Below are 25,956 nucleotides of genomic sequence, written 5' to 3'. Positions count from 1 at the left end.
TCTTGTGTTTAATCAGAAAAAAAGTATAATAGTGATTAATGAATTATTTCAGAAAAAAAGAAAAAGGTGAGCAAATGAGCGAAAGGCAGAAATTACTTCAGGTAAAGGATTTGCAGACGACCTTTTTTACAGACTCTGGAGAGATTCCCGCTGTAGATCATGTAGACTTTTATGTACGTGAAGGGGAAATACTGGGGATCGTCGGAGAATCCGGCTGCGGAAAGAGTGTGACATCCTTATCGATCATGCAATTAGTACCGAGCCCGCCAGGTAAGATTACAGGTGGAGAAATCCTGTTTGGTGAAGAAGATCTCCTGAAAAAGTCGGAAAAAGAAATGAGAGACATCCGAGGGAAAGATGTTGCCATGATCTTTCAGGAACCGATGACCTCTTTGAATCCACTCTTTACGATAGGTAATCAAATGAAAGAAGCAATTTCTCTTCATGAAAAAAAATGGTCTAAAAAACAAATTACTGACCGTGCGGTTGAAATGTTAAAGCTGGTCGGTCTTCCGCGTGCCGAAGAAGTTATGAAAGAATACCCCCATCAGCTTTCAGGCGGGATGCGTCAGCGTGTGATGATTGCGATGGCATTGGTCTGTGATCCTAAAGTTCTAATTGCAGATGAACCAACAACGGCGCTTGACGTGACAATTCAAGCACAGATTCTAAAGTTGATGCGGGAATTGAACGAACGCATGAATACAGCAATTCTACTAATCACTCATGATTTAGGAGTCGTTGCTGAAACTTGTGAACGTGTGGTGGTCATGTATGCAGGACAAGTCATTGAAGAAGCGCCGACGCAGGAAATATTTAAAAACCCATGTCATCCCTACACTCGCGGGCTGATTCAGTCTGTACCCGATATGCGTGATAAAAAAGACCGTTTGTACTCTATTCCCGGCAATGTACCGAAACCGGGCTCGGTCAAAAAAGGCTGCAGATTCGCGGCTAGATGTGAAAGCGCTTTCGCCAGATGTTGGGAAGAAACACCGCAATTATACAGGAACTCCGATGTTCACCAGACGAGATGTTTCTTATACGATGAGCAGGAAGGAGTGACAACAAAGGATGGACAAGCCACTGTTGAAAGTTGAAGGTCTGAAAAAATATTTTCCTATCCGTAAAGGGATAATCGGCAAGACAGTTGGTCATGTCAAAGCAATCGATGATATTTCATTTCATGTAAATGAAGGTGAAACGCTTGGAATTGTCGGGGAGAGCGGCTGCGGGAAATCAACAACCGGACGTACAATCATGCGCTTATTGGAACCGACTGAAGGCGTTGTGGAATTTCAGGGACGAGATCTGACCTCTATGTCTGCAAATGAAATCCGTAAAGTGCGGCGTGATATTCAAATGGTGTTTCAGGATCCGTACGCTTCATTAAATCCACGTCATACAATCGGTAAGATTTTGGAAGAACCACTTCTTGTGCACGGGGTAAGCAATGCAAAAGAACGCCGTGAAAAAGTGATCGAGTTCTTAAAAATTGTCGGACTCAGTGAGTATCATGCAAAACGCTATCCGCATCAGTTTAGTGGCGGTCAGCGGCAGCGAATTGGGATTGCCAGAGCGTTAATGACGAATCCTAAATTAATTATTGCAGATGAACCGGTTTCTGCACTTGATGTATCGATTCAGGCGCAAGTGCTGAACCTGATGCAGGATCTGCAGAAAGAATTTAATCTGACTTATATCTTTATCGCGCATGACCTGGGAGTAGTGCGCCATATCAGCAACCGCGTAGCTGTCATGTACTTAGGGAAAATCGTAGAGATCACGGAAAGTGAAGAGCTATATGCAAATCCTCTTCATCCCTACACGCAGGCATTGCTGTCCGCAGTGCCGGTTCCGGATCCGAATTATAAAAAAGAGCAGATCATTATCGAAGGAGATATGCCGAGTCCGGCTAACCCTCCAAGCGGCTGTGCGTTTCACACGCGCTGTCCTTTTAAAATGGATGTATGCACCAAAATCACCCCTGTATTAGCAGAGGAGAAGACCGGTCATTCTGTTGCCTGCCATCTTTACACAGCGGAAGGCAACGATGATATAGAAAGACAAAAACAATTGGAGGGATCTGTATGAGGAAAGGGAAATTGTGGTCGCTCGCTCTGATCATGCTGTTGGCTCTGTCAACTGCACTGGCAGCTTGTTCTGGCGGAGATGACACAAAGGGGAGCAGCGACAAAGATAAAGACGCTGCAGATAAAGGCGGAAGCGAGAATAAGACATTAGTATTTGGACGGGGCGGAGATTCAACATCTCTTGATCCATCCCGCGTAACAGAAGGGGAAACTTTTAAAGTAACAGTGAACTTGTTTGAAACCCTATTGAATTTTGGCGAGAAGGATACTACAGTACAGCCAGGTCTTGCAAAAGACTGGGATACAACTGAAGATGGTTTGACTTATACATTTGAATTAGAAGAAGGCATTACGTTCCATGATGGAACAGACTTCAATGCGGATGCAGTCGTAAAGAACTTCGAACGCTGGGCAAATGGTGATGCGGATACATTCCCTTACTATAACTCGATGTTCGGCGGATTCAAGGACGATGAAAGCCACGTAATTGAATCAGTGACTGCTGACGGCGACAATACAGTAGTTATCAAATTAAAGCGTCCACAGGCGCCATTCTTAAAAAATATCGCAATGAGTATGTTTGCGATCTCAAGCCCTGAAGCATTTGCAAAGGGTGATGATGAGTATGAACGTAACCCGGTAGGAACAGGCCCGTTCAAGTTCGTTGAGTGGAAGCCGAATGATACGATTACAATTGAAAAGAATGAAGACTATTGGCAGGAGGGGCTTCCGAAACTGGATCGCGTAATTTTCCAGTCTATCCCGGACAACTCTGCACGTCTGAATTCATTGCTTTCAGGTAATATCGATCTGGCTGACGGAATTAATCCGTCTGACGGCACGAAAATTGAAGACAATGCTGATTTGCAGCTTTTCGAACGTCCTTCCATGAACGTTGGATACCTGGGGCTGACAGTAACTCGTGAACCATTTGATAAGAAAGAAGTTCGTCAGGCAATGAACTATGCAATTGATAAGCAGACAATCATCGATTCGTTCTTTGAAGGACGTGCTGAAGTAGCGGCTAACGCAATGCCGTCATCTATTTCAGGCTATAATGATGAAATTGAAGCTTATCCGTATGATCCTGAAAAAGCAAAAGAGCTATTGAAAGAAGCAGGACTTGAAGATGGTTTCGAAATGGAATTATGGGCTATGCCGGTTCCACGTCCATATATGCCGGATGGCACGAAGGTAGCAGAAGCTATACAGAGCAACTTGGCAGATGTAGGAATTAAAGCGAAAATCGTTTCTTATGAGTGGGCAACCTATCTTGATAAAGCAGAAAAAGGTGAAGCAGATGCCTTCATGCTTGGCTGGACAGGGGATAATGGAGACGCAGATAACTTCTTGTATGTTCTTCTTGACGAAGATAATATCGGAAGCAATAACTATACGTACTTCAAAAATGAAGAAACACATAAGTTATTCTTAGAAGCGCAGACAGAAGTTGATGAAGATAAACGTAACGAGCTTTACAAGCAGGCACAGGAAATTCTTCATGAGGAAGCTCCTTGGGTACCGCTTGCACACTCCATTCCATTATTGGGTGGAGCAAAAGAATTGACTGGGTTTGTTCCACATCCTACAGGTTCTGATTTATTATCGAACGTAGAATTCAAATAAGCGAATGATGAAGTGTGATTTGTGAATGAAGTGGAGGGAGAAGCTTGTATTCTCCCTTTCTTTAATTCATTTTCAAGATAAGAGCCGGAGGGGTGAAAGAGTTGTTCAACTATACGATTAAAAGGCTTTTACAGCTAATTCCTGTCCTGCTAGGTATGACATTCTTAGTCTTTATGTTAATTCGTGCAATTCCCGGCAATCCAGCACAAGTGATCCTCGGACAGCAGGCGACTAAAGAAGCGGTCGAAGCGCTGACTGTCAAACTGGGATTGGATCAGCCATGGTATACGCAGTACTTCAGTTATTTAGGTGGAATTTTAAAAGGTGATCTAGGTGAGTCCATGCGGACACGTCTGCCCGTGGCAGATGAAATCTGGCCTTATTTGGCAGCGACACTGGAGCTAGCCTTATTTGCTATGATTATTGCCGTGATCGTTGGGATCAATGCCGGTATTATTTCTGCGTGGTTCCAAAATTCATGGTTCGACTATGCAGCGATGATTTTTGCATTAGTCGGAGTTTCTATGCCGATTTTCTGGCTGGGTTTGTTGGGACAGTGGGCTTTTTCCATTGAGTTGAGCTGGCTGCCGACAGCAGGACGGCAAAATGTTCGAGATCCTGTTACGGCTATAACGCATTTATACATAATAGATACGCTCATTCAGGGACGATTCGATCAGTTATGGCAGGTTCTGCGTCACTTGGTCTTGCCGGGACTGGCGCTCGCAACCATACCGATGGCAATAATCGCCAGAATGACCCGTTCAAGTATGTTGGAGGTTATGCGTTCTGATTATATTCGGACTGCACGTGCAAAAGGCCAGAAAATGTTCTGGGTTGTCTATAAGCACGCGCTGAAAAATGCGGTGATTCCTGTTTTGACAATTATCGGTCTGCAGATGGGTCTTCTGCTTGGCGGCGCTATCCTGACGGAAACAATTTTCGCATGGCCGGGTATTGGAAGATATATTTACGATGCCATCAACTTCAGAGATTATCCGGTTATCCAGTCAGGTATTCTGATCGTTGCGTTTATCTTCGTCATGATTAATCTGATTGTCGACTTATTATATGGACTGATCGATCCGAGGATTAAATATGATTGAGGAAGGAGGAACAGTTCATGTCAGAATTAACGCCTAAGGTAGACGGAGTGGCAGAAGCACAATTAGAGAAGACAACGGGGCCTTGGCGGGAAGCTTGGATAGGTTTTCGAAAGAGTAAAGTAGCGCTTGTCGGTGCTGGAATCGTATTGCTATTTATCCTTCTTGCCATTTTTGGCCCGTTACTGACTAAAGAAGGCATTAACGAGCAGATGATGGCCGACCGGCTGCAGCCTCCTTCTTCAGAGTATTGGTTTGGAACTGATGACTTTGGCCGGGATATCTTTTCTCGAATTGTGCACGGAGCAAGAATTTCATTAACTGTTGGATTCTTCGCAGTTGTCGGTTCGATCGTCGTAGGAAGTTTTTTGGGAATTGTAGCCGGATATTATGGCCGCTGGGTAGATACGATTATCTCCAGGATATTTGATATCATGCTCGCATTCCCTTCCATTCTATTGGCAATTGCAATTGTTTCCGTATTGGGACCAAGTCTTCGCAACGCACTGATTGCTATTGCGATTATCAATGTTCCGAACTTTGGACGCCTTATCCGTTCGAAAGTGCTCAGTATTAAGGAAGATGAATATATTATGGCCGCGAAAGCGATCGGAATGAAAGACTTCAGAATTTTGTTTTCACATATTCTACCGAATTCCATGGCACCCGTCATTGTACAGGGAACGCTTGCGATCGCTACTGCAATCTTGGAAGCGGCGGCACTGGGCTTCCTCGGGCTCGGAGCATCAGCACCTGATCCGGAGTGGGGGAAAATGCTGGCTGACTCGAAAGACTATTTGCAAAATGCGCCATGGACAATGATTTTCCCGGGAATCGCAATCATGCTGACAGTTCTGGGTTTCAATCTAATGGGCGACGGCTTGCGCGATGCACTGGATCCAAAAATGAAGAGTTAACATTAAAGAGCCTTCTCAGGATTATTTATTCTTGAGAAGGTTTTTTTGTTCTTTGGATCAATTGTTATTTCATCGTATTGTTTAACGGGTGTCTGTGCCTGGGGATTTACGCTTGAGCCGAACGCTTTCCGGAGTACACTCGGTGAGCCAAGCGAACAGCGAAGGGTTCGCTTTGCCGTATTTCTGCGTTCTTTGCAGAAAATAAGGCAATACAGAGTTCTTTCTGCAAGCCATTTTCGCTCCGCTCCGATCAACTAGCTATCGGGAAACAAATCTTGTTCAGCAATTGCACACGTTTGTTTAAGTTACTGAATTAAAATATTCCCTACATATTGCGCGCTACCTGCGCTGCTTTTAAATTCAACCACTAACACAAAATTTCCTTTGTCGGACGGGAATCTAAATTCCCTAAAGTCATTCATTTCAATTTCAATTTCTTTCTTATCATTTATTAAAACAGCCGTAATATTTGGATCTGTCCAAATATCTCCACCATTTTTTTCATTCTCTTTAAAATCTAAAGTGGCTTCTTGATTTGCAAAAACTTTTATTTCGTTCTGAGTTAATCCAAATTCCTGAACATCTTCTATTGCTTCGTGGACGTTCTCACTTTGCGTTTCCCAATTTATATTGGTTTCTGTTAATTGTATTTCTATAACCTCTAAATTTATATAAGCTCTTGGAACACCCACGTCGTAATCTTCTCCAAAACAACCTGTTAATGTTAAAATAAAAATCAACCCGACAAACAACCTCAAATATACTTTCATACCTCACCTCAAGATTTCAATTTTCCCACAATATGGCCTGATTGTTTAATGGACGCGAATCCATGTTCATGAATCGCACGCTATTGGTGAATTATAATGATGTCGATTTAGTTTACTTCTATGACAAAATCCGTGTATGGCTCACCATCAACTGTTACATCAATCTTCCAAAGTCCAGCTTCTCCAAATCCAATTTTCACTTCGGTCTCTTCTCCAATTTCTGTTTCAATGAGTTCCTCGGAATCGCCGGTATCTTGGTGAGTAGCTGTGATTTTATATTTACTGTGTCCCTTAACGTCCTCCAGAAAATAAATACGGTACAACCTCCCCTGTTGTGCCGGAAACAAAGGCTTATCTGGACCATTAATGTTGGTCAATCCGAACTTTCCTTCCGTCCCATACAAAACCTGGTTTTCCTTGGTGAAAGTTGGACTTACCTTCCAGTTGGTATCTTCGTTGTTATCTGTGCATCCAGCTAAAAATATTACAACCAGAAACAATGAAAAGATAATTTTTTTCATTTACATCTCCCCTTCATTATGTTAAAATTCTCAAATCCAAAATAATTTTCTTCGTTAAATTAAGTTGTCTCATCCTATCGGGCTGATCCTCCCCGAGTTTTTTTGTCGCGGGCTCACACGAAGTGAGTCATGCAACCGTTGCAAAGCGAACAGCGAAGTGTTCGCTTTGCCGTATTTCTGTGGTCTTTGCAGAAATTAAGGCACTCGCGGCGTACTTAGGTTGCCTGGAACGAAGGTATACTGGCTGGTGTTTCAAGAATTTTTGTGTAAGCAGGCAGTATGAGGACATTATTTGGGGCTATTACAATGGGTAAGATTTTTCATGCAACGCTTATCATTCTACAAAGGCTTAGATTCTTGTGAACGAAGCATTTGCAAACTCGAGATACGGAACAGGATAAGCTAATTCAGACTCTGTAAAAAAATCAGTACATTGTACCTTTCTCCCACACCAGCGAAGGCGCAACTGCGGGGTCGGCCGTGGCTGTGAGACAACTGGCGCGATCTTTGCCAGCTGGCTCATAGCGTAAGGCAATCCCCCAGCGCCGAAGCGGGTTTAAACTGCAAACTCACACTTCAATTAAAATCCATAAAAAGTCGAGAAACGAAACCCGCACATATTATATCCACACACTGCCAAAATGCACGTGACAGGTTGTCAAGCACATGTTTTGGTGATGAGCCTAAATTCAACATAATTATTTAGATTAGACGCCAATTTATACTCTATTCTAGCACAAAATGCTTTATTCCCTTTGAGATATCTAACTATTTTCACTTTTTTTATAAAGGCATTAAACCGAAATCTGTTCTTGATTTTTTGGTGTAATCATCATGACCAGGCATCTATAGTGGGGGAGGTAGGGTTATGCGAGAGCCACACCCTTTCTACATAGTAAGTAGGATTGGAGCGGAAGACGGTCGACTCGGGGAGGATCAGTCCGACAGATGGGACCACTTGCGGGAAAGCTTTGTTGAAATATGATGTATGGCCTTGATTTCTGTTAAGAGCACAGAAATACGGCCAAGCGAACCCTGCGCTGTTCACTTGGCGCAGCGTGGGTCCTACAGAACACATTCACCTAAAACGCAGGGCAACGGTCTACCTCCACTATAGCCAAGAATAGAAACAATTCCGGTTTGTATTTGATGAAACAAGGGAAAGATAGAAGAAATTGAGTTAGAAATGAGGTGGAGGAATTGAATAAGGTATTCGCTGCCTTGGCTTTTATCGGCGTCCCTTTAGTTTTAATCGGTTCTTACTTCCATTGGTCAGACTTATGGATGTTTGGACTCTGCTGTTTAAGTATTATTGCGCTTGCAGCATTTATTGGAAGAGCGACGGAAAGTCTGGCGATCGTCAGCGGACCGCGTATCGGCGGATTGCTGAACGCGACCTTCGGAAATGCGGTAGAACTTATCATTTCAATATTTACATTGAAAGCAGGATTGATCGGCATCGTACTCGCCTCACTGACAGGTTCTGTCTTGGGCAACTTGCTGTTAGTTCTTGGGCTTTCATTTTTTGCCGGCGGATTGAAGCATAAACGGCAGAATTTCAGTATTTATGATGCCCGCTATAATTCTGCATTGCTGATTTTTGCAGTAGTCGTCGCTTTTGTTATTCCCGAAGTATTCACCATGGATATGGACCCGAAAACCGAGCTAAATTTAAGTGTTGGAATATCTGTCATACTGATTTTAATTTATTTAGCAGGTTTGGTTTTCAAATTATTTACTCACCGCGGCGTATTCGGCTCTGATAATCACGAGACAGATGAAGTGCCGGAGTGGACAAAGGGGAGAGCCATTCTTGTACTTTTGCTTTCTACTGTAGCCGTTGCATTCGTATCGGAGAAATTGGTGCATACCTTCAGCACGCTCGGTGAAAAGTTTGGATGGACCGAGTTATTTATCGGAGTCATTATTGTAGCAATCGTTGGTAACGCAGCAGAACATACATCGGCCATTACGATGGCAATGAAAAATAAAATGGATGTCTCGGTTGAAATCGCGATTGGTTCCACATTGCAGGTCGCAATGTTCGTTGCACCGGTTCTGGTTTTGATTTCTTTGATGATGCCGACTGCCATGCCGCTTGTGTTCACCTGGCCTGAGTTGATTGCGATGATTACCGCTGTATTCTTAGTCGTCAACATATGCCAAGATGGAGAGTCGAACTGGTTCGAAGGGCTGACGCTGTTCGCGGCCTATCTCATCATGGGCATTGGATTCTTTCTATTGTGAAAAAACCGATTCGCGAGTCAGGCGAATCGGTTTTTTCATCAGGATAAACGTTCTTTAAAATCTTTATAGCCGAACTGCTTGACGATTTGTAAATTGCCGTCAGTTTTCTGCAATACGATCGCAGGCAGGTTCATTCCGTTGAACGTATTATTCTTCACCATCGAATAGTGTGCCATATCACAGAATACCAGACGGTCGCCAGGCTGCAATGGAGCATCAAACGAATAATCTCCAATAACGTCTCCGGCCAAACAAGTCGGGCCGCCCAGACGATAGGTATAGGCTTTTTCATTCGGCATGCCTGTGCCAATAATATCGGGGCGGTACGGCATTTCGAGGACATCCGGCATATGGCAGGAAGCCGATGTATCAAGAATCGCAATCGGCATACCGTTATGCAGCGTATCAAGCACTGTCGCGACTAAGAAGCCGGTGTTGAGAGCAACAGCCTCTCCAGGTTCCAAGTAGACGTCCAGTCCGTATTTCTCCTTCATGAAGTTGATCGAGCGGATTAATACGTCCATATCGTAATCAGGCCGGGTGATATGATGCCCACCGCCAAAATTGATCCATTTCATTTGCTTCAGATAAGGGCCGAATTTTTCGTCGACGACTTGTATTGTGCGCCACAGTGTATCGGAATTTTGCTCGCACATCGTATGGAAGTGCAGGCCGCTGATGCCGTCCAGCTGGTCAGGTTCAAAGTCTGAAAACGTGACGCCGAACCGGGAATGTGAGAAGCAGGGGTTATACATGTCGACTTCAATCTCAGAGTACTCGGGATTGATACGGATTCCGCATTCGATCTGCTTACCGCTAAATTTCACTCGATCCTTAAAACGATTCCACTGTGCGAATGAATTGAACACCAAATGATCGGAATAACGAAGAATCTCGTCAAATTCATTTTCCTGAAAAGCAGGGGAGTACGTATGCACTTCTTTGCCCATTTCTTCATAACCGAGACGCGCTTCGAAGAGCCCGCTTGATGTGACGCCGTGCAAGTACTTGCCAATCAGCGGATAAACTTCAAACATCGAGAATCCTTTTTGGGCGAGTAATATTTTGCAGCCGGTCTCATCAATGACGGCTTTCATTTTTTTGAGATTATTTATGAGCAGCTCTTCCTCCACCACATAGCTCGGTGAAGGAACTGCCTGTACATCAAAGTTCATATCATTCTCCTCAGTCAATCAAAGTTGGATTGAAATCTTCGTGCCATGGCAGGCCGTATTCATTCAACGCGTCCATGAATGGATCTGGATCGAACTCTTCGATATTGAAGACGCCGGGCTTTTTCCATTTCCCAGTCAGCATCATCATGGCGCCGATCATTGCGGGGACTCCTGTTGTATACGAAATCGCCTGTGAACCGACTTCGCGGTAGCACTCTTGGTGATCGCATATATTATAAACATAATACGTTTTAGGCTCTCCGTCTTTCGTGCCCTGATAGATACATCCAATATTCGTTTTTCCTTTCGTGCGCGGTCCAAGTGAAGCAGGATCCGGCAATACCGCTTTTAAAAATTGCAGCGGCACGATTTGCTGTCCTTCGAATTCGATCGGCTCAATGGAAGTCATGCCGACATTCTCCAGCACCTTCAGATGTGTCAAATACTTTTCAGAGAATGTCATCCAGAAGCGGATTTTCTCTACGCCTGTAATGTTTTTAGCGAGTGATTCCAATTCTTCATGGTACAGCAAGTACACATCTTTCGGTCCGATTTCCGGCAGATCGTAGACACGCTTCACTTCAAGCGGCTCTGTCTCAATGAATTCACCTTTTTCGTAATAACGGCCGTTCGCTGTGATTTCACGGATATTGATCTCCGGATTAAAGTTTGTTGCGAATGGATAGCCGTGATCGCCTGCATTAGCATCGACGATATCGATTGTATGGATTTCATCAAAATAGTGTTTTAGGGCATAGGCAGAAAATACACCGGTGACGCCGGGGTCGAAGCCGCTGCCGAGCAAAGCAGTGATTCCTGCTTCTTCAAACTTTTCTTTATAAGCCCACTGCCATTTGTATTCAAATTTCGCTGTATCAAGCGGCTCATAGTTTGCTGTGTCCAGATAATCGACTTTTGTTTCAAGACATGCATCCATGATCGTCAAATCCTGATAAGGCAACGCGACGTTGATGACGATATCCGGCTGGAATTCATTGATCAATGCCACCAGTTCAGGCACATTGTCTGCATCGACTTGCGCTGTCTGGATTTTCGTGCGTCCGCCGTCCAGCTTTTCTTTCAAGGCATCACATTTTGATTTCGTACGGCTCGCGATACAGATTTCCTCAAACACGTCAGGCACCTGACAACACTTATGAACCACTACACTGGCTACGCCGCCAGCTCCGATAATTAATGCTTTTCCCATTAAAAACACCACCAATTTGTATTATTTTTTATTAATTGCAATCGTTAATTCACGTAATACTTTACAGGCAACGGCAGTAGAGACGCCGCTTGGATCATAAACAGGGGACAGTTCATTGACATCACAGGCAACAATATTCAGACCGCTGACAGTCAGAATAGCCTGCAATAGTTCCATAAACGTGACACCGCCGGCTTCAGGTGTGCCGGTTCCAGGAAAGACTGAAGGGTCGAGAACGTCAAGGTCAATCGTCAAATAGACTGGCTTACCCTGCAGTTGTTCAACTGTTTTCGCGAGGCCTTCAAAATTAAACTTCTGCATGAAGACATGCCGCTCGGCAGCCCATTCGAATTCAGGACGGTCGCCTGATCGGATGCCGTATTGAAAAATCTTGCCGTCTCCGAGAAGATCCCATATTCTGCGGATGACCGTCGCATGTGACAGACGCTCGTCCAGATAATCATCGCGCAGGTCGGTATGCGCATCAAACTGAATGACATGCAGATCTGGATATTTCTTCGCGACTGCTCGCACAGCTCCGAGTGTCACCAGATGTTCTCCGCCGATCATGCAGGGGATTTTATCCTCCTCTACAATCTGCGCTGTGAACTCCTCGATTTGATTCAGAGCCCGTTCCGTATTACCGAAGCTGAGTTCCAGATCACCTCCGTCAAACAACGAGAAATCGGTTAAATCCGCTTCCTGATAGGGACTGTATGTTTCCAGCCCGAATGATTCGCTGCGCATGATCTTACTGGCAAAGCGTGTACCCGGACGGAATGAAGTAGTGGAATCAAACGGTGCACCGAAGACGACGAATGATGCATCGTCATATTCTGCTTCAAATCCGAGAAACGTTTCAATGTTTTTATTCAGCATGGATCAGTAGCTCCTTTACATAATTCGGCAGTGCGAATGAGCCGGCATGAAGTTTTGTATTATAGTATTTTGTCTGCAGTCCAAGTGCATTCCACGCATCCGACTGCAAGTCTTCAACAGGATCATATTTTTTTGAAGCAAATCCGAACAGCCAATGGCCGGAAGGATAAGTTGGAATATGCGCTTGATACACTTTTGAGACAGGGAAGAAGCCCATGATGCTCTTATGTGCCCGCTGCATGCCTTTTGCATCTTCCGCATAAAAAGGACTTTCATGCTGATTGACCAAAATGCCGTCATCCTTCAGCGCCTTATAGCAATTGCCGTAGAATTCTTTTGTGAAAAGCCCTTCACCCGGGCCGAACGGATCCGTTGAATCGACAATGATCAAGTCATAAGCGTTTTCTTGATGGCGTACAAATCTTAGACCGTCTTCAAAATAAAGTTGTACCCGGGGATCAGTCAGCTGTCCGGCCGTCTGCGGTAAATACTTTTTACAGACTTCCACAACCTGTTCGTCGATTTCCACCATATCAATTTGTTTAATAGATGGATATCTGGTCAGTTCACGCACAGTTCCGCCGTCCCCAGCTCCGATCACCAGCACTTTTTCAATCGAAGGATTGGTGGCCATCGGAACATGGACGATCATGTCATGATAAATAAATTCATCTTTTTCGGTAATCATCACATAACCGTCGAGTGTCAGGATCTTGCCGAACTCATAGGTTTGAAAGACATTAATTTTCTGGAATTCACTTTTAGCGGTATATAGATGCTCCTCGACTTGAATGGAAAAACGGACATGCGGTGAATGTTCTTCTGTATACCAAAGGTTCATCAGTCAGCCTCCTTTACTACATTGATATTCTCTACTTGCGGATCTTCTGTCCCCGTCAAGAAACAGCCTTTGTCCTTGCAGTACGCAATATAGTGGATGATTTCTTCTGTGATCCGCTCTCCCGGTGCCACAATCGGGATGCCTGGCGGATAGCACATAACGAATTCACTTGCGGTCCGTCCCGCTGCCTCTTGCAGAGAAAGGGTCTCTTTCTCCGAATAAAATGCCTGCTGCGGTGACTGGACGATTTCCGGATTGATATATTCATGATCAAACAGTTTGCTTGGATTTTTTTTGTAACGGCGTTTAATTTCAGCCAGAGCAGCGACCAGCCGTTCTAAATCGAGAGTCCGGTCACCGACAGAAATATAGGCCAGGATATTGGCCACATCGCCAAATTCAATCTGAATATCGTATTCATCACGCAGAATATCATACACTTCGATTCCGGCAAGCCCTATTTCACGGGTATGGACCGACAATTTTGATTCATCAAAATCAAAAACGGTGTCCCCGTTGATCAGTTCTTTTGAATAAGCATAATAACCGTCGATTTTATTGATTTCATCGCGTGTGTATTGTGCCATTTTAATCACCTTATCGAAAATCTCCTGGCCGTGAAGGGCGAGATTCTTTCGTGAAATATCAAGTGACGACATCAGTAAATAGGAGCCGCTCGTCGTTTGGGTCAGATTGATGATTTGCCGGGTATAGCCTTCGCTGACTTCATTATTAATCAATAAAAATGAGCTCTGTGTCAGGGAACCGCCTGATTTATGCATGCTGACCGATGCCATATCGGCCCCGGCAGACATGGCGGAAGCAGGCAGCTGGTCGTTGAAATAAAAATGCGTGCCGTGCGCTTCGTCCACTAAAACGAGCATATCGTGGCGGTGGGCAAGTTCCGTAATGGCCTGCAGATTCGAGCAGATCCCGTAATATGTCGGATTGTTGATCAGAATGGCCTTAGCGTCAGGATGATCGAGTATCGCCTGTTTGACATCTTCAACGCCCATGCCGAGCGGGATACCGAGGTCCTTGTCTACGCCCGGATTAATATAGACGGGCAGTGCGCCACTTAAGATCAACGCATTGATGGCACTGCGGTGGACGTTTCTGGGCATAATAATTTTCTCTCCGGCTTTGCAGGCAGTCATGACCATAGCCTGTACAGCAGAAGTCGTGCCGTTGACGAGCAGAAAGGCGTGTTTGGCGCCGAAAGCATCAGACGCCAGTTCCTCTGCTTCGCGTATGACGGAGACAGGGTGGCACAGATTGTCGAGTGGCTTCATGGAATTCACATCATGATGCAGGCATGCTTCTCCAAGAAATGCCGCAAGTTCAGGATTGCCCCGTCCGTGCTTATGGCCGGGTACATCAAAAGGTACAACTCGTGCGGATTGATACTGCTGCAGTGCTTCCATAATCGGAACACGGTGCTGTGATGTTTTCACTGTTCTCGCCTCATTCATTTTCGTATACATTAGAACCGCTGAAAATTTCAATCATCTCTTTTCGCAGATTATGAGAGATTTGAAGACGTTCCTTCGGTGGTATTTCCGTTACATCCCGGTTAAACAGATAATCCTGCAGATCAATTTCTTTTATTAGCATTTTTGTATGGAAAATATTCGCCTGGTAGACGTTGACATCGATTGCGTCATACTTCTCCAGCGTTTTCCGGTCAATGAAATCCTGTATCGATGTCATGGAATGATCCATGAACAATTTTCTGCCGTCCACTGCTCTTGTAAAGCCCCGCACGCGATAATCCGCTGTGATAATATCCGAATCAAAACTGCCGATAAGATAATCCAAAGCTTTCAGGGGCGAAATTTCACCGCATGTGGATACGTCAATATCGACCCGGAATGTCGCGATGGAGTTATCTGGATGATACTCCGGATACGTATGGACTGTTACATGGCTCTTATCTAAATGACTGACGACTGAATCTTTTTCAGGAGGAAAAGGAATTGCTCCCTGATTACAGGAAGGGTCTATCTGTGATGCAGGAAACTTCTCTTCTGAAATCATCAGAGTGACACTGGCTCCCTGCGGATCATAGTCCTGTTTGCTGACATTCAATACATGTGCACCAATCATTTCAGTGACATCGTAAAGAATCTTGGTCAGACGTTCTGAATTATATTGTTCGTCGATATAGGCGATATACTCACTTTGCTCCCGTCGGCTTTTCGCATAGCTCACATCATAAATGTTAAAGCTAAGAGTCTTGGTGAGGTTGTTAAAGCCGTAGAGCTTGAGCTTGTTTTCCAACCCTAACATCCTTCCTTTCTATGTTGATTACAATTTATGGGCATAAAAAAATCTCCCTCCAACCGGCATGAAACAGCACAAACATGACAGATTGGAGAGAGATCTTTACTCTGTTCGCTTGTATATAAAAGACGATATACGTGTAGAGGATATCCTCTTAGTCCATTACATAGCAGGTGATCGGGTTGACAAAATACTCACAGGGTACTCTTCCTAATAAAATAACTTATGAAATTATTTTCAGTATAAAGGATAAGGACGAAAAAACAAACCCTTTTTCTTGAAAAAATTATAAAAATGTGACGGTATTATATTCGAATTGAAAATCAATGAATTGTCGTCGGGCACTGATTGAGATATGGTATACAGTAAACAGATAATTTACTTGGAGGGAATCGAATGAATGATACATCAATCGAGTATTTAGAAAAAGTACGTCAAGATTTTGAAACGAGCGCTTTTTGGAAATTCTTAGGTTTGCAGACACAGAAACTGGCAGAAGGCGATGTGGAATTATATTTACCGTACCGTCCACAATATGATAATGTACGCGGTACTATACATGGCGGTATGTATATGTCGGTTCTGGATACGACGATGGGCATGCTTTGCCGCTCTCTTGGTTCTGACGACGTCATGACGATCGAAATGGCGACACATTTTTTAAAGCCTGCTGTTCAGGAGGCAATTTATTCAAAAGCATCAGTCATTAACAGAGGACGGAGCACTGCATTAGTCGATGGTAAACTGTACAATGAAAATGATGAACTGGTTGCACACTGCACAGCTACATTTAAACTGAACTGAAACGTTTAATCCGCTGGCAGCAGGCAAGATACTTATGCATGAGGCAGGTCCTTTTATGAATAAAAAAGCACTCTATTTAGGCTTATTTACAGTAGTGGCATGGGGTTCCAGCTTCGCGGCGATCCGGGTCAGCCTGCTCGGCGGCTACTCACCGGGTCATTTGGTCTTGACGCGTTTCATAGTGGCTTCACTCGTATTTATTCTTTATGCAATATGGCCGGGAACGAAAATCCGTATTCCTGAACGGCAAGATATATGGAAGATTTTATTATTAGGATGGACGGGTATCAGTGTTTATCATTTCGGTTTGACGTACGGCGAGCAGACAGTGGCGGCCGGCACGGCAGGCTTGTTCATTGCAACGGTGCCGATTTTTACGGCGATTATTGCCGTCATCTTCTTAAAAGAACGGATCAGTCCGCTGGGCTGGATTGGAATGGCCATCGGTTTGGCAGGTGTCGCGTTAATCACAATCGGCAGTTCGGATGGGGCAGTGGAAATATCGGCAGGCGCCTGGTTCATTTTAGCAGCGGTCATCGCGACTTCGTTATTTTTTGTCTTCCAAAAGCCATTATTCACCCGCTATAAGCCAATCGAATTAACGGCATATTTTACTTGGGCCGGCACATTGCCGTTCTTATTTTTTACAACGGGCCTGCTCAATGAAATTCAAGGTGCGACCTTGGAAGCTACGCTGTCCACTATTTACATGGGGTTAATCCCGGCAACGATTGCGTATGTAACATGGTCGACAGCATTATCGATGGCAGATGCAGGAGCTGTCTCCAGTCTGCTTTACGTGGAGCCTGTTGTTGCCATTTTGGTTGCGTATGTTTGGCTGCAGGAATTACCAAGCGCTCTGTCTGCAATTGGCGGGCTGATTGCGATACTTAGTGTCATTGCAGTGAATTGGGAAGCGATGAGGCGAAGATCAGTACTGAAATAAACAACAGCCAAGCACGAATGCCCGGCTGCTGTTAATTGAACTATCCTTTTGGAATAAACGTCTGACAATCGGTTTCGGCGGAGTCTTTTGCTTTTTTTCCTTTTCTGGTGACAACTTTGATCTCTTCCGCACCACATAGGTTGCCTGCCTCCCAGAAGTGGCAGTTCGTTACTTCACACAATACATCCTTTGCCAAATCGACGCACCTCCCTTTTCGTGTAGGATGTCCGAAATGAAAGGTTTCATTCGAATGCACGAGGGAAGAGATGTAAGTAAAACTTGGAGGAGAGTACATGGTTATTGTAGAAGATATCGCTACACCGCGATTGCAGAATTACCAGCAGTTCACGAATGATCCAATCGGTTTTTTTATGCGGATGCGTCCGCTCGGAGACGTGGTTTCGATGAAGACCGGGTTCTCACCGACGTATATTGTCAACAGTCCTGAGGCAATCAGGGAGATTTTGATTCGCCATGATCAGTCATTTATTAAAGGACGCACGACGAAAGTGCTCCAGCGCACGGTTGGCGAAGGGCTGCTGACTACGGAAGGCGAGCGGCATGGCTTTCAGAAAAAGTATATGCAGCCGACTTTTTATAAGGAAGCTCTCGAGCGTTATGCCTACGCAATTGTCGAAGAGACAGAGCGTGTTGCAGAACGTTTAGAACAGGCGCAAGAATTTGATATACATAGCGAGATGATGCAGCTGACATTGTCGATCATCACACGCACCATGTTTTCAACGGATGTCTCGGCAGAAGAGAAAAAGCTGGCAGATGCCGTCACCACAACGATTGAGATGCTTGAAGCAACATTGATTCTCGCCGTTCTATATAAAAATTTCACATTCAGCAATCTTCGGCCGCATGCGCCGGTTCCAGAACCTTTGATCTCGCTGCGGATTAAAGACGGCTGGCCGATGCGGATTGAAACGGTCACTCGCCTAACGAGAAATGACACGACAATAAAATAAAAGCCTAACCCTCGTTTCTCCATTTTGTAATTGGAGGGTCGAGGGTTAAGTCTTTTTACAATTAATTTTGTATTTAAAACGTTTTAGTTTTTACGCTTTACTTCGATTCTATAGCCGTCAGGGTCAGTAACAAAGAAGTAAGAAGGTGTTTCACCAGAAAGTCCTCTCAATTCACCTGTTTCATAAGAAGAAGCTTTACAAATCTTGTGCATTTCTTCTAAATCATTTACTGTTATACCTAAATGACTGAAACCATCTCCTATAACATATGGATCTGCATCATAATTATAAGTAAGTTCTATTTGTACGGAAGAACCTGGTGAATTTAGATAGATTAAATCAAATTTATCTTCAGGGAATTCTCTGCGATTGGCTACCTCAAAATCAAAAAGCTCAGTATAAAAATCTAAAGTAGCATCAATATCTCTAACACGTAAACAAATTTCAACGAGCACTTGGTCCATTTTACCAACCTCCGTAATTTTATTGATTTCATCTTATCATAGATACTATATAAGTACATTTGATTCGATTTATTAAAGTTCATCGCTATTTGAAATGGAGTTTACTAGGCGGAAATTAACCCAGTAATTGTTTTGAATTCCTTTTCTTCACTCCGACTCCAATCCCTTTAGAAGTCATCACGGGCGTTGCGCAATTCGATAAAGTCATCCAATGTATCCACTTGCAGAAAGAGGTTAATTTCCTTCTCCCTGCCGATCGTTGTCGGAAGTGTCGGTTCTCCTTTTGCACGCAATTCACGGACTTCTTCCAATACCTTGAAAATCTTTTCATTATCCGGCTGCATATCGTGTGCAAAACGTAAATTAGTTTCGGTATACTCGTGGCCAGGATAAATGATTATATCATCATCTAAGTGTTTGAATTTCTGCAAGGTTTCATATTGAGCTTCGTAATCACCGGTAAAAACTCGACCGCATCCTCCTGAAAATAAGGCATCACCGCAAAAGAGATTATTTCCCATTAAAAAACTGATATGGCCATGTGTATGCCCCCCGGTTTCGGAGACTTGAATAGTTTGGCCCAACAAGTTAAAAGTGTTCCCTTCCTTTACAATGCGATTCGCCAAGGCCTCCGTCTCTTTCGGTCCATAAATCTGACTTTCGGGATGTCTCGCCATAATCTCCACAACTCCGCCGGTATGGTCTTCATGCTTATGCGTTAAAAGAATGGCCGCCAAGCGAAGCTGCTTTTCTTCGAGGTAATCAAGGACACCATTCGCTGTGCCCGGATCAACCACAACTGCCTCTGTCCCTTCTTGAATGCACCATATGTAATTATCAGCAAAGGCTTTGATTGAATGAATAATCAACTTATAATTCCTCCTCTTTTCATATATCTGATTTGCGGCTCCGAGACTAGTTTTCCCTCTGTCCGCTGAAAATTTTTGGTTTACCTCACTATCATAACATGCAGGGGTTGTTAACCAATTCATTTTCCTATGGCGGCTCGTATGTGAAACTTGGGAAAACGCATGAGGCAAAATATTCAATCTTAAATGGTCAGAACTTTAGAGGCAGATGCCGGCTTAGGTGAAATATATAGAAAAAGAGTCTTATTCCCATATGAGAATAGAGACTCTTTTTGTGCTTATTTTAGTATTGTGCCAGTGTACTGAACTGGTTGTATGATAAACCTCTGTTGCTGTTTATACAAAGACTAATGCATCTTTTGGAGTCGGCAGCTCAACAATTCGCTGAACTTCATCACCTTCGAGTGTCTCTTCTTTGTACAGTTCATTGACAAGCAGTTCAAATTGGTAGGCGTTTTCCGTAATTAGAGCTTCAGTCTTCTGAGCTGCTTGATCAAATAGCATGCGCATGCGTTCTTCTTTTTCGGCTTTATTGAAGATCAGAGAGAAACCATCTTGGAAAAGTCCGGTATCGACCATGCGGTTCAAAATATCTTTCGCCTGCTCGACGTCACCGCCGACACCGATACTGTGCTCACCCAAGTATATGCGTTCCGCGATACCGCCGGCTAAAATCATGCTGACCTGATCGAGCAACTCGCTTGCCGTCGATAAATGCAGTTCCTTTTGAATCGGTGCTACATATCCAAGTGCCTGGCCGCGTGGAATAATCGTTGCTTTTCTGACAGAACCCGGCTTGGTCAAAGCCGCAATGATCGCGTGTCCTGATTCATGGATGGCAACCCGGCGTTTCGTCTCTGCATCGTTCAATGTGCGTGCCGTATTTCCAAGAATCGTCCGGTCAATTGCGAAGTCGAGATCGTGCTTTTCAATTAATTTACGTCCTTCCCGGATTGCGCGGCGGCTCGCAGTTTCAAATAAACCGCTGATTTCCGCACCGGAGAAACCCGTTGTGCTGTCTGCCAAATTGTCTAAAGAAGCAGCGACATTTGGTGCCAGCGTCTTGCCTTTTGTATGAATATTGATGATTTCCCGGCGGCCTTTTGTATCTGGCAATTGCACGTTGAAAGTGAAATCAATCCGGCCGGGACGCAAGAACGCATCGTCAAGCATGTCTTTTCTATTTGTAGCTGCGATGAACAGCACGCCGTCATTGTCGTTGCCCCCGTCTAGTTGAACGAGAAGCTCCGTCAATGTTTTCTCGGCTTCATCGCCGCCATGTTCTTTCCGTTTTCCTGCCAGAGCATCTACTTCGTCAATAAAAATAACAGCCGGGCTCTGTTTGCGGGCATTTTGAAAAAGTGTACGCACGCGGGAAGCCCCGACACCGACGAATAATTCAGTGAAAGCTGCACCGCTAGAAGAATAGAAGGTAGCGCCGATTTCTTTTGCCATAGCCTGAGCCAGCAAGGTTTTCCCTGTTCCCGGAGGTCCGTACAGCAAGATTCCTTTAGGCATAGAGATACCCATTTCCTTGGCGTCTTCCGGATGTTTGAAAATCTCCAGCGTCTGCAGGATTTCGTCCTTCATTTCCTGAGGAAGCCCCCCGATATCGTCCAGTGTGATATCAGGCAGAGGTGTAGTTTTTGAAGCTTGATTTTTCATGCCCGAAGCACCGATACTCAGCTTGCCCTTTTTATGCAAGATGAACAATGTCAGAAGGGCAGCGAGCACCAATCCGCCGATAATCCATCCACCTGCAGAACCGGCAGTTGCATACTGATATGATATATTGTACTTCTGCACAAGATCATCCACTAACGTACTTTGTGGACGCACCATTGTGAGATATGTTTTATTGTCGATCGTTACAGACAACTTGCCGTCAGCTGATTCATTCAGCAACAGAGCATTTCCTGATTGACTGGCAATCAGTTTTTCCATCTCCGCAAAAGAGACTTCCTGTCCTCCGGCTCCCTGTAAATAGTTCCATGTGACTCCTGCAGCGATTGCCGTGACAAAGAGGATAGCGACTAGTATCTTAGATGCTAATTTAGACATAGGCTTCAAGGTCGGCTCCAGCTCCTTTTAATAGATAACCAAAGTATAATGAATAATAGTAGTTTTGAACAGTATATAAACTGAAAAAATAGTTACAAATTAATTACATCGTGAGAAAATACCTAGCAAGCCAGCGATTTCATCTGTTGGAAATGAACCGTTAGTTTGCTGTAAGGGAAAAAGGAGGGTATGCAGTTTGAATATATTCATAAAAACTGCTGCCGCATGGGCAACAGTTTTATTTGGGCTGGATATCCTGGAGTATGCTGTAGCCATTATATACTTTCATTTTGGCGATAAGGCTGCCTTGTCGCGACAGGTCTTCGAGCTGCCCGCCTGTGTTTTCCGGTACGTAGAAGCGGTCAGGAAGGAAGTCGGCGTAGTAGATGGTTTCCGCACCGTTTATGCTGCCGCCGTATCGGTACATCTGTCCTTTTAAGAACACACCTCCGCCCGGCTTAACCGCAGTTACCGATTTCAATCCATATACGTCGCCTTCTTGCTGCAGTACCGCATAGACGGTAACCTTTCCGTACGACTGCGTTTTCAAATCCTTCAGCAGTGCCGGTTCGATAACGTCTTCTTTAAACTCTTCCACAGCAAACTGCAGACGGACGTAATCACCATATAGAATATCCCGCGGATCAACCGGAATGGTTTCAAGCACGACTGTTGTACCGGCATTCAGCGTCCACAAAGGTTTCCATGTCATAGATAACAAAAATAGAATGGGAATGATCAAAGTGATGAGGAATAAGTTTCGTTTATTCTTCATAACGTTTCACCGTCTCCCGTCTCGATTTTTCAAACCAGAATCCAAACCCGATCAGCAGTAATCCGCCAACGATGAAGAATAAGGATTTCGGCATGAAATCATACGTAATATCTGCATAATACCGGTAGATTAATGCACAAGTAATCAAAATTGCCGGCAAGCTGTCTTTTCTAAGGAAATAAATTAATAGAACAATGAATAAAGCGGTGAAGAGGTAAGGTGCAATATTTTCAAGCGGCAGCTCTCTCCAGGAAAACGGGAAAGTCAGCATGATGCCGGTTGCGCCAAACAAGACAGAGCCGACCCATGATGACTCGGCCGCATAATGCCTGACGGGGAAGAGAGCCAGCAACAGCCCTACTGCAAAGATGATCAACATGGAAATCCATTCATCAACATGCCAAACTTCCAGCGAATTGACGATAAACGCTGTTGTCAGCAAGACTAACATAACAAAAATGGATCCTTTTCTGCCCAATCTTTTCTCGTTCATCCAAAACAGTATAGGCAGCAGCAAGAGCAGCCAGTAAGGACCGAATCCGCCTGTTTCAAAAGCTGTAAAGCTATAAATAATTAAAAAGACACTGGCAAATACGGCGAGCAGCTGGTCTTTCAAATAATACGCAAGCGGCAGGATACCGACTGCCCATAAGAGAAAATCTGTATAGACGGCATGGTCCAAATGAAAGCTTTGACCGATCAAAAATATCCCGGCACCATAAATAGCTGCCCCGATGTAATACATACTGCGGGAAGTCTTTTCGTAATTTTGTTCTAATTTATAGCCTGCAATGTAAGACAATATAAAGCTGATGAGAATTAATCCGAACTTAGCATATGGAGTAAGAGCGTTCCAATTGCCCGCGATGAAGCTCAGTATTCCTGCTCCTACTAATATAGCCCCGAAGACAAGCAGTAAGCGTACAAAATTTGCCGCACCTTTTGGTTCATAAAGTGCCAGGAGGTCCTGTGCGTTCTTTGAATCGAGCTTACCTTGCTGCTCGAGAAAAGTGAATTCTTTTTTCAGAAATGCGTACTCTGGCTTGCTGATTTTTCTCTTCACTTCAACTGCCTCCTCTCAATTAGTTACTCATGAGACGTAATATATCATATGAAGTTACAACCATAGTATCGCTTATTTTTCTGAAATCTACAATTAAATAATTAGTAACGGGACACGATCTTCGGCATCGGACTTTATCTACGCTGCCGCTGCCGCGCGCCAAAAAGTCACCGGACCGCACGAAAAAGCGGCGGCAACGAACGAAAAATGAAAGTCAACGAACGAAAACACCGCAGTACCGCTCCAAACTAGCCGATAAGCGAGCCATAGCCGCTGCTCACCGCGCCATTCCTTCTAATCTATCAACACCTCATATATTTTTTTCAGAAAAATCATAATACATCTAAAACCTACTTGACTAATAGGAATAATCATAATACAATGAAATCATCTTTTACAATAGTTGTCATCATAGCCAGTTTGGCTGCTGTCGATGAAACGGTGACAAAAGAGAATACTAAATTAGTAAGTGAGGGTGATAAATGTGGCGTTACAAGTAACGAACAGTCCTTTTAGTGAGGAACAGGTGGAGTTGCTGAACCGTCTGCTGCCGAGCATTACAGTAACACAGCAAAGCTGGCTGAGCGGCTATTTGACAGCGGTCAGCTCTGCATCAAATCCGGTTTCAGAGTCAGCCGGTACTACGGTCGCTGTATTGGAACGTCCGGTAATCGAAGTGCCGGCTGCAGTCAAAGAAGTGACCATACTTTTTGGCTCCCAAACAGGCAACGGACAGGGGATTGCGGAGCAGGCTGCGTCTACATTAAAAAAGCAGTCCTTTGAAGTAACACTCCAGTCAATGAGTGACTTCAAGCCAAATAATCTAAAGAAAATTGAGCATCTGCTGTTAGTCGTCAGTACACACGGCGAAGGTGATCCTCCTGATACCGCGCTGCCATTCTATGAATTTCTGCATGGCCGCAGAGCGCCGAAACTTGATCATCTTCAGTATTCCGTATTGGCACTCGGGGACAGCTCATATGAATTTTTCTGTAAGACCGGTGCGGATTTCGATCAGAAACTGGCGGAGCTGGGTGCGAAACCGCTGGCGCCGCGTGTCGATTGTGATTTAGATTATGATGAGCCCGCTGCACAATGGCTGGCGGCGGTCGAGGTTGCTCTGCAAATTCATACGGGGGGACAGTCTGCAGCAGCCGGTCTGGCGGCTGAAACTGTTTCCTCAACACAATACTCACGGACCAATCCTTTCCGTGCGGAAGTACTTGAAAATATAAACTTAAACGGACGCGGTTCAAATAAAGAAACCAGACATTTGGAATTATCGCTGGAAGGTTCGGGACTCGAATATAAGCCGGGCGACAGTGTAGGAATTTTTCCTGAAAACAATTCCGAGTTAATTGATGAGATTATTAAGTCAGGAAATTGGAACGCGGATGAAACAGTGGAAATCAATGCGCAGGGGGAACGGCGGGCACTTCGCGTTGCCTTGCAGAATCACTTTGAAATTACTGTGCTGACGAAACCGCTGCTTGAAAAATTGTCGCATTACTCTGAATCGGAACAACTGAAAAGTCTTTTGCATGCAGATCAGTCAGGGGATCTGCGCAACTATGCGGAAGGCCGAGATCTGTTGGATGCTCTCAAAGATTTCGGGCCGATATCTGCGAACGAACAGCAGTTAGTCAGCATACTGCGGAAATTGCCTGCACGCCTTTATTCGATTGCCAGCAGCTTTCAGGCCAATCCGGATGAAGTGCATCTGACGATTGGGACTGTAAGGTATGAAGCACATGGCCGGATCAGACAGGGAGTATGCTCGGTCCAATGTGCAGAAAATATAGAGCCCGGCGATAAGCTGCCCATCTATATACACAAAAATGATAACTTCCGGCTGCCTGAAAATCCCCGAACTCCGATTATAATGATTGGACCCGGCACAGGCATCGCCCCTTTCCGTTCATTTATTGAGGAACGAAGCGAAACGGGTGCAGAAGGGAAGTCCTGGCTGTTTTTCGGAGACCAGCATTACGTAACGGATTTTTATTATCAGACGGAATGGCAGAATTACGTGAAAGATGGCGTGCTGACACGCTTGGACGTGGCATTTTCCCGTGATTCAGCTGAAAAAGTATATGTTCAGCATCGAATGAAAGAATCAAGCAAGGAATTGTACCAGTGGATAGAAGAAGGCGCATCGGTCTATGTCTGCGGCGACGAGCAGAATATGGCGAAAGACGTTCATCATGCGCTGCTGGAAATACTTCAGCAAGAGGGCGGCAAGTCGCCGGAAGAAGCGGAGCAATTTATAACGCGGCTGATCCAGGAAAAACGCTATCAGCGCGATGTGTACTAAACTTTCTGAAGGGGGAATGAG

At 44.5% G+C, this 25,956-nt stretch carries 24 protein-coding genes; 10 read left to right on the top strand and 14 right to left on the bottom strand.

The window, feature by feature from the left end; translation table 11 throughout:
• Window positions 1–74 precede the first annotated feature (74 nt).
• The 5 genes from GDZ68_RS10045 to nikC all read left to right on the top strand — a co-directional run bounded on the left by GDZ68_RS10045 (window position 75) and on the right by nikC (window position 5,739).
• Complete coding sequence (locus tag GDZ68_RS10045; RefSeq protein ID WP_153722165.1) at window positions 75–1,100, top strand: ABC transporter ATP-binding protein; 1,026 nt, start codon at window positions 75–77, stop codon at window positions 1,098–1,100.
• Window positions 1,075–2,094 carry an ABC transporter ATP-binding protein gene (locus GDZ68_RS10040; protein WP_153722164.1) on the top strand — a complete coding sequence of 340 codons (1,020 nt, stop codon included), beginning with the start codon at window positions 1,075–1,077 and terminating at the stop codon, window positions 2,092–2,094. The genes GDZ68_RS10045 and GDZ68_RS10040 overlap by 26 nt, the downstream gene beginning before the upstream one ends.
• Window positions 2,091–3,719, top strand: a complete 1,629-nt coding sequence (locus GDZ68_RS10035; protein ID WP_153722163.1) for an ABC transporter substrate-binding protein — start codon at window positions 2,091–2,093, stop codon at window positions 3,717–3,719. The genes GDZ68_RS10040 and GDZ68_RS10035 overlap by 4 nt, the downstream gene beginning before the upstream one ends.
• Before the next feature lie 101 nt (window positions 3,720–3,820).
• Window positions 3,821–4,825: an ABC transporter permease gene (locus GDZ68_RS10030; RefSeq protein WP_153722162.1), complete on the top strand. Its 1,005-nt coding sequence runs from the start codon at window positions 3,821–3,823 to the stop codon at window positions 4,823–4,825.
• Window positions 4,826–4,842: 17 nt separating this feature from the next.
• The gene (nikC, locus tag GDZ68_RS10025; RefSeq protein WP_153722161.1) at window positions 4,843–5,739 is read left to right on the top strand and encodes a nickel transporter permease; all 897 of its coding nucleotides are present in this window, start codon (window positions 4,843–4,845) and stop codon (window positions 5,737–5,739) included.
• 305 nt (window positions 5,740–6,044) lie between these two features.
• Here nikC and GDZ68_RS10020 read toward each other — a convergent pair whose 3' ends face one another.
• Together GDZ68_RS10020 and GDZ68_RS10015 are read right to left on the bottom strand one after the other, a co-directional pair.
• Entirely contained in the window at window positions 6,045–6,509 is a 465-nt protein-coding gene (locus GDZ68_RS10020) for a hypothetical protein (protein ID WP_228551074.1), read from the bottom strand.
• 107 nt (window positions 6,510–6,616) lie between these two features.
• Entirely contained in the window at window positions 6,617–7,030 is a 414-nt protein-coding gene (locus GDZ68_RS10015) for a hypothetical protein (protein ID WP_153722160.1), read from the bottom strand.
• A 1,200-nt stretch (window positions 7,031–8,230) separates the two neighbouring features.
• Here GDZ68_RS10015 and cax point away from each other — a divergent pair.
• Window positions 8,231–9,277, top strand: coding sequence for a calcium/proton exchanger (gene cax, locus GDZ68_RS10010; RefSeq protein ID WP_153722159.1), 1,047 nt, complete (start codon window positions 8,231–8,233; stop codon window positions 9,275–9,277).
• 38 nt (window positions 9,278–9,315) lie between these two features.
• On the opposite strand, the gene nspC is transcribed toward cax, so the two are convergent.
• Genes nspC through speD form a run of 6 tightly spaced genes read right to left on the bottom strand, consistent with a single transcriptional unit; the run spans window position 9,316 to window position 15,671 of the window.
• Entirely contained in the window at window positions 9,316–10,452 is a 1,137-nt protein-coding gene (gene nspC / locus GDZ68_RS10005; RefSeq protein ID WP_153722158.1) for a carboxynorspermidine decarboxylase, read from the bottom strand.
• A 10-nt stretch (window positions 10,453–10,462) separates the two neighbouring features.
• Window positions 10,463–11,662: a saccharopine dehydrogenase family protein gene (locus GDZ68_RS10000; RefSeq protein ID WP_153722157.1), complete on the bottom strand. Its 1,200-nt coding sequence runs from the start codon at window positions 11,660–11,662 to the stop codon at window positions 10,463–10,465.
• A 21-nt stretch (window positions 11,663–11,683) separates the two neighbouring features.
• A complete protein-coding gene (gene speB / locus GDZ68_RS09995; protein ID WP_194841120.1) occupies window positions 11,684–12,541 on the bottom strand; it encodes an agmatinase in 858 nt (285 codons plus the stop codon).
• The gene (gene speE / locus GDZ68_RS09990; RefSeq protein WP_153722156.1) at window positions 12,531–13,382 is read right to left on the bottom strand and encodes a polyamine aminopropyltransferase; all 852 of its coding nucleotides are present in this window, start codon (window positions 13,380–13,382) and stop codon (window positions 12,531–12,533) included. Before speE ends, speB begins: the two co-directional genes overlap by 11 nt.
• Window positions 13,382–14,866 (bottom strand): aminotransferase class I/II-fold pyridoxal phosphate-dependent enzyme, encoded by a 1,485-nt coding sequence (locus GDZ68_RS09985; RefSeq protein ID WP_153722155.1) that lies wholly within the window; start codon window positions 14,864–14,866, stop codon window positions 13,382–13,384. Before GDZ68_RS09985 ends, speE begins: the two co-directional genes overlap by 1 nt.
• Window positions 14,847–15,671, bottom strand: coding sequence for an adenosylmethionine decarboxylase (gene speD / locus GDZ68_RS09980; RefSeq protein WP_153722154.1), 825 nt, complete (start codon window positions 15,669–15,671; stop codon window positions 14,847–14,849). Before speD ends, GDZ68_RS09985 begins: the two co-directional genes overlap by 20 nt.
• Window positions 15,672–16,061: 390 nt before the next feature.
• On the opposite strand from speD, the gene GDZ68_RS09975 reads away from it, so the two are divergent.
• Window positions 16,062–16,469, top strand: a complete 408-nt coding sequence (locus GDZ68_RS09975) for a PaaI family thioesterase (protein WP_153722153.1) — start codon at window positions 16,062–16,064, stop codon at window positions 16,467–16,469.
• A gap of 55 nt (window positions 16,470–16,524) precedes the next feature.
• Complete coding sequence (locus tag GDZ68_RS09970) at window positions 16,525–17,415, top strand: DMT family transporter (RefSeq protein ID WP_153722152.1); 891 nt, start codon at window positions 16,525–16,527, stop codon at window positions 17,413–17,415.
• Window positions 17,416–17,455: 40 nt separating this feature from the next.
• On the opposite strand, the gene GDZ68_RS09965 is transcribed toward GDZ68_RS09970, so the two are convergent.
• Complete coding sequence (locus tag GDZ68_RS09965; RefSeq protein ID WP_153722151.1) at window positions 17,456–17,611, bottom strand: DUF1540 domain-containing protein; 156 nt, start codon at window positions 17,609–17,611, stop codon at window positions 17,456–17,458.
• A gap of 97 nt (window positions 17,612–17,708) precedes the next feature.
• On the opposite strand from GDZ68_RS09965, the gene GDZ68_RS09960 reads away from it, so the two are divergent.
• Window positions 17,709–18,389, top strand: coding sequence for a cytochrome P450 (locus GDZ68_RS09960; protein ID WP_153722150.1), 681 nt, complete (start codon window positions 17,709–17,711; stop codon window positions 18,387–18,389).
• 83 nt (window positions 18,390–18,472) lie between these two features.
• Here the strand turns inward: GDZ68_RS09960 and gloA are convergent, their stop codons facing one another.
• From gloA to GDZ68_RS09935, 5 genes are all read right to left on the bottom strand, one after another.
• Window positions 18,473–18,853, bottom strand: a complete 381-nt coding sequence (gene gloA, locus GDZ68_RS09955; RefSeq protein ID WP_153722149.1) for a lactoylglutathione lyase — start codon at window positions 18,851–18,853, stop codon at window positions 18,473–18,475.
• Between the two features lie 167 nt (window positions 18,854–19,020).
• Entirely contained in the window at window positions 19,021–19,722 is a 702-nt protein-coding gene (gloB, locus tag GDZ68_RS09950) for a hydroxyacylglutathione hydrolase (RefSeq protein WP_153722148.1), read from the bottom strand.
• Window positions 19,723–20,058: 336 nt separating this feature from the next.
• The gene (locus GDZ68_RS09945) at window positions 20,059–21,783 is read right to left on the bottom strand and encodes an AAA family ATPase (RefSeq protein ID WP_194841119.1); all 1,725 of its coding nucleotides are present in this window, start codon (window positions 21,781–21,783) and stop codon (window positions 20,059–20,061) included.
• A 238-nt stretch (window positions 21,784–22,021) separates the two neighbouring features.
• Window positions 22,022–22,558, bottom strand: coding sequence for a GDYXXLXY domain-containing protein (locus GDZ68_RS09940; RefSeq protein WP_153722146.1), 537 nt, complete (start codon window positions 22,556–22,558; stop codon window positions 22,022–22,024).
• The gene (locus GDZ68_RS09935) at window positions 22,548–23,621 is read right to left on the bottom strand and encodes a DUF2157 domain-containing protein (RefSeq protein WP_153722145.1); all 1,074 of its coding nucleotides are present in this window, start codon (window positions 23,619–23,621) and stop codon (window positions 22,548–22,550) included. The genes GDZ68_RS09940 and GDZ68_RS09935 overlap by 11 nt, the downstream gene beginning before the upstream one ends.
• 484 nt (window positions 23,622–24,105) lie before the next feature.
• Here GDZ68_RS09935 and GDZ68_RS09930 point away from each other — a divergent pair, with 484 nt between their 5' ends.
• On the top strand, window positions 24,106–25,935 hold the full coding sequence (locus tag GDZ68_RS09930; protein WP_153722144.1) for an assimilatory sulfite reductase (NADPH) flavoprotein subunit: 1,830 nt from the start codon (window positions 24,106–24,108) through the stop codon (window positions 25,933–25,935).
• The last annotated feature ends 21 nt before the right edge of the window (window positions 25,936–25,956 follow it).

The sequence above is a fragment of the Sporosarcina cascadiensis genome, from assembly GCF_009650995.1.
Classification (GTDB): Bacteria; Bacillota; Bacilli; order Bacillales_A; family Planococcaceae; genus Sporosarcina; species Sporosarcina cascadiensis.
This window is presented reverse-complemented; position numbering and strand designations above follow the sequence as displayed.